This is a genomic window from Myxococcus sp. CA005, from assembly GCF_006518205.1.
Classification (GTDB): Bacteria; Myxococcota; Myxococcia; order Myxococcales; family Myxococcaceae; genus Myxococcus; species Myxococcus xanthus.
The window spans coordinates 147,353-154,411 of record NZ_SRLV01000008.1 but is presented as its reverse complement, the minus strand read 5'-3'; the positions used below and the strand labels follow the sequence as shown (position 1 = coordinate 154,411).

At 69.1% G+C, this 7,059-nt stretch carries 7 protein-coding genes; 6 read left to right on the top strand and 1 reads right to left on the bottom strand.

Annotated elements, in window-relative coordinates; all coding sequences use genetic code 11:
* The first annotated feature begins 242 nt into the window (after positions 1–242).
* The 4 genes from FMQ63_RS05560 to FMQ63_RS05545 all read left to right on the top strand — a co-directional run bounded on the left by FMQ63_RS05560 (position 243) and on the right by FMQ63_RS05545 (position 4,159).
* Positions 243–1,352 (top strand): M50 family metallopeptidase, encoded by a 1,110-nt coding sequence (locus FMQ63_RS05560; RefSeq protein ID WP_225909349.1) that lies wholly within the window; start codon positions 243–245, stop codon positions 1,350–1,352.
* Positions 1,353–1,476: 124 nt separating this feature from the next.
* Entirely contained in the window at positions 1,477–2,487 is a 1,011-nt protein-coding gene (locus tag FMQ63_RS05555) for a thiamine pyrophosphate-dependent dehydrogenase E1 component subunit alpha (RefSeq protein ID WP_011554559.1), read from the top strand.
* Positions 2,488–2,490: 3 nt separating this feature from the next.
* Positions 2,491–3,549, top strand: a complete 1,059-nt coding sequence (locus FMQ63_RS05550; RefSeq protein WP_011554560.1) for an alpha-ketoacid dehydrogenase subunit beta — start codon at positions 2,491–2,493, stop codon at positions 3,547–3,549.
* 208 nt (positions 3,550–3,757) lie between these two features.
* A complete protein-coding gene (locus FMQ63_RS05545) occupies positions 3,758–4,159 on the top strand; it encodes a GNAT family N-acetyltransferase (RefSeq protein WP_225887811.1) in 402 nt (133 codons plus the stop codon).
* A gap of 45 nt (positions 4,160–4,204) precedes the next feature.
* Here the strand turns inward: FMQ63_RS05545 and FMQ63_RS05540 are convergent, their stop codons facing one another.
* Positions 4,205–4,570, bottom strand: a complete 366-nt coding sequence (locus tag FMQ63_RS05540; protein ID WP_216608601.1) for a TIGR02266 family protein — start codon at positions 4,568–4,570, stop codon at positions 4,205–4,207.
* Positions 4,571–4,778: 208 nt separating this feature from the next.
* Here FMQ63_RS05540 and FMQ63_RS05535 point away from each other — a divergent pair, with 208 nt between their 5' ends.
* Entirely contained in the window at positions 4,779–5,654 is an 876-nt protein-coding gene (locus FMQ63_RS05535; RefSeq protein ID WP_011554563.1) for a hypothetical protein, read from the top strand.
* 123 nt (positions 5,655–5,777) lie between these two features.
* Complete coding sequence (locus tag FMQ63_RS05530; protein ID WP_020477876.1) at positions 5,778–7,052, top strand: GDSL-type esterase/lipase family protein; 1,275 nt, start codon at positions 5,778–5,780, stop codon at positions 7,050–7,052.
* Positions 7,053–7,059 lie beyond the last annotated feature (7 nt).

Genomic DNA, 7,059 nt, shown 5'->3' with positions numbered 1-7,059 from the left:
GCGCGGGGGAGCGCGGGGGGAAACAGGGGTGTTTCGAGACTCTATCTCACTTCTCGTGCTTCGCGAGGCCCTGTCCCCACATCCACGCCGCGCCGGGGAAGACGCCACGGCCGGCATGTCACTGAAGCCATGTCATGCCAATGTCATGGCCTGCTTGGAGCCCCGCGTCATTCACCCGGGTCCGCCGCGCCTCCCCCCTTCGCCGGGCGCGGTGCGGGTGCGCCCGTTACAGTCGGATGTCCATGCGGCCCCACTTCCACGTGGCCGGCTTTCCCGTCCGGCTCCATCCGCTCTTCTTCGTCGTCGCATTGATGACGGGCTGGACGCTCATCTCCGAGCCCGCGCGGCTCGCGTTGTGGGTGGGCATCGTCTTCGTGTCGGTGCTGCTCCATGAACTGGGGCATGCGCTGGCCTTCCGCCGCTACGGCTGTCCCGCTCGAATCGAGCTGCACGGAATGGGCGGCACCACCCAGACCCACGACGCCGCGCACCTCACTCACCAGCAGTCGGCCTTCGTGAGCTTCGCCGGGCCGGGCATCGGCTTCCTGGCGGGAGGGCTCATCTGGGGTCTGTCGCAGCTCGTTCCCCTGGGTGAGCCGGGCGGACTGGCGGACCAGGGCGTGCGGCAGTTCCTGTGGGTCAACATCGGCTGGGGGCTCTTCAACCTGCTGCCCATGCAGCCGCTGGACGGTGGACATCTGCTGGCGGACCTGGTGCGCGCCCGCAGCGGCTACCGCCACGAACGGGGGGTGCTCGGCGTGGGCATCGCCACGGCGGTGGTGGTGCTGGGGCTGGCCATCTGGTCGAAGCAGCTGTGGATGGGGATGCTGGCGATGGTGCTGGGGGTGATGAACCTCGAGCAGCTCCGCCGCACGCCGAAGCGGCGCCCCGCCGAGCGGCGGTTCGCCCTCCCCCGCCTGGTCCGCAAGCCCGAGGCGGCACCGGCGGGCGCCATCTCCATCGAGCAGTTGATGGACGAGCTGCGCGGAACGCCCCGCCCCCCAGGCGCGGCCGATGCAGATGATGACCTGGAGGGCCCTCATGATCCGGCCCTGGTGGGCGAGATGCTCCTGGACAACGGGCTGCCGGAGCTGGCCGTGGGCTCGCTCCAATCCGCCTTCACGCAGGCGCCCCTGGCGCGCACCGGCCATGCCCTGGTGCTGGCGCTGCTGCACACCGGGCGGCTCCAGGAACTGGCCTCGCTGCTGGACAGCTCGCACGCCCGGCAGCTGTCCGAGGACACGCTGGCCCTCATCTCCGAACACGCCGGGACGGCCAGTGAGGCCCCACTCACCGAGCGGATTACCGCGCTGCGGCACGGGCGGACTCCTGCCACGGATGAGCCCCGCTGATTGCCGCGCCGCGCCAGAAGGTGCTCTCCGCCTGACGTCCGGCAGGCGGCCCATCAACTGCCTTGAGCGGGAGGCACGTATCCGGGTTATAGGGGCGTCCCCTCCAGCCAGAGGAAGGTCGCGCGTGTCTCGTCCCCGACTCATCAAAGAATCCTCAGAAGCGTCCGCGCCGCTCGAGCGGGAGCTGCTGGTCCGCATCCATGACCTCATGGTGAAGACGCGCGTCCTCGAGGAGCGCCTCATCCAGATGTACAAGCAAGGCCACGGATACTTCTGGATTGGCGGCCCCGGCGAGGAGGCGTTCAACGTCTCCCTGGGCCTGCTCATGAAGAAGGGCCAGGGCCCCGACTTCGACTATCTGCATGCGCACTACCGGCAGTCCGGCACCCTGCTCGCGCTGGGTGAGGAGCCCATCGGCTCCCTGCGGCAGATGAAGAACACGGCCACGGACCCGTATTCGGGCGGCCGCAACTTCGCGGGCCACTACTCCGCCCGGAAGTACAACGTGGCGCCGGTGTCCTCGCCCATCGAGGTCCAGTACGCCATCGCCCCGGGCACGGCCATGGTGCAGAAGCGCCACGGCGGTGACGGCATCACCATCGTCACCGGTGGCGACGCCGGCACGGCCGAGGGCGATTTCGCCTCGTGCCTGGTGTGGAGCAGCCGCCCCGCCAACCCGCTGCCCATCCTCATCATCGTCACCAACAACAAGTGGGGCATCTCCACGGCGGCGGAGGGCCAGCACGGCGAGCAGCGCATCAGCGACCGCGGCAAGGCCTTTGGCATCCGCAGCAAGACCATCAACGGCAACGACGCCGTGGAGGCCTACACCGAGCTGCGCGAGGCCATGGCCTACGTGCGCACGGAGCGCAAGCCCTTCCTCCTGGAGGCCAACGTGTCGCGCCTGTACGGCCACTCGTCCGCCTCCGGAGCCAACTACGTGAGCAACGAAGTCGACTGCCTCACGGACTTCGAGGCGAAGCTGGAGAAGGACGGCGTCCTGACGCGAGAGCAGATGGACGCGCTGCGCAACAGCTACACCGAGGAGATGGCCGCCGCCGCCCGACAGGTGCGCGACGAGCCACAGCCCGACCCCGAATCCATCTGGAAGCACATCTACGCGGAGGACAAGTAACCCATGGCGAACATGGCACAGGCCATCCGCATGGCCCTGCACTACGCCGAGGAGCACCTGGGCGTCACCGACATCTTCGGCGAGGACGTGGGCGCCCCCCTGGGCGGCGTCTTCACCTGCACGCAGGGCCTGAAGACGACGTGGAACTCTCCCCTGGACGAGCGCGGCATCATCGGCGCGGCCATGGGCATCGCCATGGCCGGCGGACGGCCGGTGGCGGAGATCCAGTTCTGCGACTACGTCTACAACACCATCGACCTGCTGAAGCTGGCGGGCAACACCAGCTGGTCCACCTTCGGTGACTGGAACCTGCCCATGGTGGTGCGCACGCCGGTGGGCAGCGGCATCCGCGGGTCCATCTACCACTCGCACTCGTTCGACGCGACGATGACCCACATCGCCGGGTGGAAGGTGGTCATGCCCTCCACGCCGCTGGACGCGTACGGGCTGCTCATCACCGCGTGCCAGGAGAAGAACCCCGTCATGTTCCTGGAGCCCAAGGCGCTCCTGCGCGTGAAGGGCGAGGAGCGGATTCCGGGCGAGCCGGAGGATGACCGCGCGCTGTCGAAGCTCATCGACGCGCCGCTGGGAGACCGCTCCCAGTGGAAGCCGCAGTGGCCCACGGGCCTGGAGGCGTACGCGGTGCCCTTCGGCAAGGGCAAGATCGTGCGCGAGGGCACGCAGCTCACCGTGGTGAGCTACGGCCGCACCCTGCCCCTGTGCACGAAGGCCGCGGAGACGCTGGCCGCGGACGGAATCAGCGCGGAGGTCATCGACCTGCGCTCGCTGTGGCCGTACGACTGGGAGCTCATCAAGGCCTCCGTCCAGAAGACGGGCCGCGTCCTCTTCGTCAACGAGGACACCGAAGTGACGAACTTCGGCGAGCACCTGGTGCGCCGCACGGTGGAGGAGCTGTTCTACTCGCTGCTGGCCCCGCCGCGGCTGCTGGCCGGCAAGTTCCTGCCGGGCATCGGCCTGGCGGACGCGCTGGAGATGGCGTCGGTGCCGCAACTGGGTGACATCACCACCGCCATCCGGTCGCTCGCGGGCGAGCAGCCGTAAGAGCGGCACCCACAATCCCCTGCTCGTGAGCCCCTTGTCTCACGGGAGAAGCACCCCGGGCCGCCATTCCTCTTTGAAGGGATGGCGGCCCATTCGTTAGACTCCAAAAGCTTTGTCACAGCCAATCTTCCGGACAGCCACTCCCGTCGCTGGCGCTGATGCGCCGGCCTTCCGTATCCGCCGCGCCCGCCGGGGTGACGCCGAAGCCATGGCGTCGCTCCTCAAGGAGCTGGGCTACCCCCAGGGGACGGACCAGCAGACGGTCCACTGGGTCGTCAGCCATCCGGAGATTGAAATCTTCGTGGCCGGCGACCCGCAGGACCGGCCCGTGGGCATGGTGTCCTTCTCCCACCGTCCCCAGCTCCGGCTGCGCGGACGCGTGGGCACCATCGACGAATTGGTGGTGACGGAGACCTGGCGTCGTCGCGGCGTGGGCCGCGCGCTCATCCGGCAGATTCTGGAGCGCTGCAAGGTGCTGAGCGCGAAGCAGCTCCAGCTCGTCTCACCCATGACGACGACGCCGGAGACGCGCAACTTCTACACGGCGTGTGGCTTCACCGAAATCGACTCGGGCGTGTTCCGCCACGTCGATACGGAATCCCAGCGCTGACCGCGGCGAGGCGGCGGGCACCGTCATTCGAGGTGCCCCCGTCCGCTATCGCTTGAAGCTGTCCACCACGCGCTGAAGCCGGGCCCGGTCCTCGTCGCTCATGTCCGTGAAGCGCACGCCAATGGCCTCGGCCTCGTCGCGCACCCAGGCGATGACGCCGGTGAGGTGGAACTCCTCGCCTTCAATGGCCATGGACAGCCGGACGTGGGAGCCCACGTCGTAGGACTTCCGCGTCAGCAGGCACAGGCCGCCCGCGGAGATGTTGATGGAGTACGCACGCAGCGCCCGCGCCGCGTCCTGCGTCTGGTTGAAGCGAACCTCGAACCGCGCCGCCACACGCTCATCCGCCCGCCGGTTCGCGTATGCGGCTGGATCCCCGTTCTCCATGTCATCCGCCGCCTTGGTTGTCATACGCACCCGATAGCCCCCACGTTCGACGCTCCTGGCGAACACCACGCTGCTTCCCACACCCACAGTCCCACAGGGTGACGCGCCAGGCCAACCTCCAGGCCCCGGGCGCCAGCCAAGTGTCCGCTGCTTTCCACGCCTGATTCAAGAGGCCCCCTCTATCGAATTCGGGTGCCTATGTCCTCGGAGACTTCCCCGGGAGAGCTCTGGAATGCGTGTAGACCGCCGCTATGTGTTGACTGGAACCCTGGCTTTGGCCCTCTGGGCCGTGGCCTGCAACGGCGGCAACGGGCCGGGCCCCGGCGCCCCGCGGGACGCGGGCACCGATGGAGGCAGAACGCCCACCGTGGACGGTGGCGGGACGGACGCGGACGGCGGCGCGCGGGACTTCGCCTGCAACGTGGCACGGCAGGAAGGCTGTGCCGACGGCCAGGACTGCTACTTCGCGGACCTGGCGGACGGCGGCACCGGCAGCCGCTGCTTCGAAGCGGAGTGCGACGTGGTGGCCCAGGACTGCGCCCAGGGCCAGCGCTGCACGTATGCGATGGAGAATGACGTCACCCAGCGGCGCTGCGTGGCCCCGGGCACCGCGGACGAAGGCGCGCCCTGCACGCTGGCGCCCAGTGACGGGCGCCTGGCCTACGACACCTGCCGGCAAGGATTGTTCTGCCGCGAGGCGCCTGACGGCGCAGGAAGTGGATTTACTTGCCAGCGCCTGTGCCATGCCACGACCCAATGTGGGAACACGAGCGAGTGCAACACCGTGCTCCGCCTGGATGGCACCAAGGAGCTGCCGCTGGTCTGCGGCCCGCCGTCCACGGCGTGCACCCCCTTTGGCGATGACTGCGAGGCGCCACTGAGCTGCTACCCGTCCACGTCCGGTCCGCTGTGCGCGGGCAGCGGCAATCGGACGGAGGGGCAGTCGTGCGACTTCAGCAATCAATGCGCGCCGGGAAGCGCGTGTGTGAATGCAGGAGGCGGCCTCACCTGCCGCCCGCTCTGTCAGCCCGGTGGCACGCCCGCCTGCTCTACGGGCGGCTGCCGGGCATTGGATGGCAACCCAGGCGTGGGGGCTTGCGTCCCCTAGACAGCAGGCCGGTCGCTGTGGCGGGCGGCCAGGCAGACGAGGCTTCGGAGGCGGAGGGTTCCCAGACGGCCGGCTGGCAGGGCACGGTGTGGTGTGCATCCTGCAAAGCCGGGAGGAATGGGAATGGGAATGAAGCCGGGGTGGCGGAGCGTCGTCGTGTGCGCGAGCAGCGCGCTGCTGGCGTGTACTGGCAGCGTGGTGGAGCCACCCGACGGGGACCTGCCACCCGACGACGACAGCCGCGCTTCCACGATGGAACAGAACGCGCCGGACGCGTCACTGGAAGTCGCGCCCGTGTTGGTGCTGAACGACGGGCGGGAGGTGCAGGCCGTGCCGCCTTTCGCGCCGCCGGCGACTTCGTTCCAACCGGGCTTCCATCAAGCGCTCCGCGCGTCCCACTCAACGGGAAGCGTGACGACCTTCCGCATGCGCGTGCCGGTGGCGCGTGACGGCGGGCGCATCCGCGTGACGTTCCGCGCGGGCAACGGAAGCATGACGCTGGTGCGCGCCACCGTGGCCCAGGCGGGCGCCAATGGAGCGCTGGCGTCCACGCCGGTGAAGCTCTCCTTCGATGGCGCGGAGGGCTTCACCGTGGACGCGCGCTCGCGGAAGACGTCGGACCCGGTGGACTTCCCGGTGGCGTTCCGGGACGAACTGGCCATCACGTTCGAGGCCCGTGGCGCGCTGGCGGCCAGCACCATCAGCGCCTTCCCAGGCAGCTTCGCGCGCGTGGGGAACCATGCGCTGGTGACGGGCGCGCTGGGCGGCACCCTGTTCGACCGCGCCGTCGGAGTGGCCACCGTCGACGTGGAAGGTTCCACGGGCCGTGCCTTCGTGGCCATTGGCGACAGCATCACCGAGGGCTACGTCGACACGAAGAACGACACGCGCAACGCCTGGCCCGCCAAGGTGGAGGCCGCGCTGGGCGTGCCCGTGGTGAACGCGGGCGTGAGTGGCCAGGGCTTCTACGACGCGCTGGCGCACCTCGACGGCGAGGTGCTGGCGCTCCAGGGCATCACCGACTGCATCGTCCTGCTGGGCACCAACGACCTGGGCGACAAGGACTCCCTGTCCCTCATCCAGGCGCGGATGAACACGATGCTGGGCCGGCTCGCGCCTTTCTGCCGCACCTGGGTCAGCACCCTGCTGCCCAAGGAGAAGTCGAACTACGCGCCCTACGAAGTGGTGAAGAGCCAGCGGCCGGAGCTCAACACGTGGCTCCGCAGCGGCGCCGCCGGCCCGGACATCATCGACCTGGAGGCGGTGACGCGCCAGCCAGCGAACGTGCACTTGTTCCTCGACGGGCTGGATGTGGACGGCATCCACCCCAGCGTCGAAGGCCACCGGGTGATGGCGGACGAAGTCACGCGCGTGCTGCGCGAAGAGGGCGGCCTCTAGCCGCGCC